General features: G+C 47.6%; 1 protein-coding gene and 2 pseudogenes. 1 reads left to right on the top strand and 2 read right to left on the bottom strand.

The window, feature by feature from the left end:
- Positions 1-128 precede the first annotated feature (128 nt).
- Complete coding sequence (gene truA, locus AB5642_RS20280) at positions 129-869, bottom strand: tRNA pseudouridine(38-40) synthase TruA (protein ID WP_173719373.1); 741 nt, start codon at positions 867-869, stop codon at positions 129-131.
- Positions 870-1083: 214 nt separating this feature from the next.
- Positions 1084-1143: pseudogene (locus AB5642_RS20275) on the bottom strand (DUF6783 domain-containing protein); the annotation flags it as partial.
- Between AB5642_RS20275 and AB5642_RS20270 the strand changes: the two are divergent.
- Positions 1117-1192: pseudogene (locus AB5642_RS20270) on the top strand (DUF6783 domain-containing protein); the annotation flags it as partial. The pseudogenes AB5642_RS20275 and AB5642_RS20270 overlap by 27 nt on opposite strands.

Here is a 1192-nt window from a genome sequence, read left to right as displayed (position 1 = left end):
CTCCTGAACGATTTAGTCGCAGTTAGCAGTTAGTTCGCTGGAGCGTTGCGCCGGCGAGTGAGCAATCACCATTGTCCAAATGCGTCCGCCTTGAACAACTTTCAACACACTAAATACCAATTTTCATATTAATCAAAGAACTGTATCCCCATAAGCGTCAACCCCTGTGCGGGAGCGGTAGGACCGGCGGCGGAGCGGTCTTTGGCGTCAAGGATTTTTTGCATGCGTTCCGGAGGATACTGACCGTTTCCTATCTCAATCAGGGTGCCGGAAATGATGCGGACCATGTTGTAGAGGAAACCGGTTCCGGAGACACGGATGGTGACAATGTCGCCGTCGCGGAAAACTTCGATTCCGGTGACGGTGCGGATGGTGGTCTTTACCTGGGCGCCAGAGCCACAGAAGCTGGCGAAGTCGTGGCGGCCGATCAGATAGGAGGTTGCCTCGCGCATTTTGTCTACATCTAATTTATAGTGATAGAAATAGGAATACAGGCGCTCTGTAGGAACCGGAAATTTGCGGTTCAGAATACGGTATTCGTAGGTTTTCTCGCTGTCGCAATATCTGGGGTGAAAGTCTGGTTCCACTTCTTCGGACATCTGAATCCGGATGTCTTCAGGGAGACGCTGGTTCAGGGCATAGGATATTTTGTCGCCGGGGATGCGGGTGTTTGTGTCAAAGACGGCTACATTTCCCAGAGCGTGCACACCAGCATCTGTACGGCTGGCACCGATGGTCTCGATTTTTTCGCCCAGAAGATTGGAAAGGGTATCATTAAGTACACCCTGCACTGTAATTCCATTAGGCTGTGTCTGCCAGCCGCAGTAATTGGTTCCATCGTATGCTACAACAAGTCCAATTCGTTTCATAATCTTCTCCTTGTGAAAATTCCCTCACCTGCTGTATCATGCAAGTGAGGGAATTGTATAAACATTTGTAACTATTTTGTACCTTCACAATTACAAATCAAAGTGCATTTCAAATCACTTTCTTTGAAATCATTTAAGCTTGTATCTCTCGGCAATCTGACATATTCAAACCCGATTGCCTCACAAAATACCACTTCTTAAACAGTTACATATATCATTGATTACTAGAGCGTGTTTGAAAAAGGTTTTCTGCAAGATGTGCGTCACAATTTGTGGGAGATTTTGTCCGGATGAGGGCGCCGTAGCGGGCTACGGCAACCGAA

The sequence above is a fragment of the Ruminococcus sp. 1001136sp1_2201st1_G3_2201SCRN_220225 genome (assembly GCF_040924365.1).
In the GTDB taxonomy this organism is placed as follows: Bacteria; Bacillota; Clostridia; order Lachnospirales; family Lachnospiraceae; genus Blautia_A; species Blautia_A faecis.
The sequence above is the reverse complement of the archived record's forward strand: the minus strand, read 5'-3'. Positions and strand labels throughout refer to the sequence as shown.

Excerpts from the sequence above, each read along its gene's own strand:
- truA (WP_173719373.1), bottom strand. The coding sequence starts at position 869 with ATGAAACGAATTGGACTTGTTGTAGCATACGATGGAACCAATTACTGC.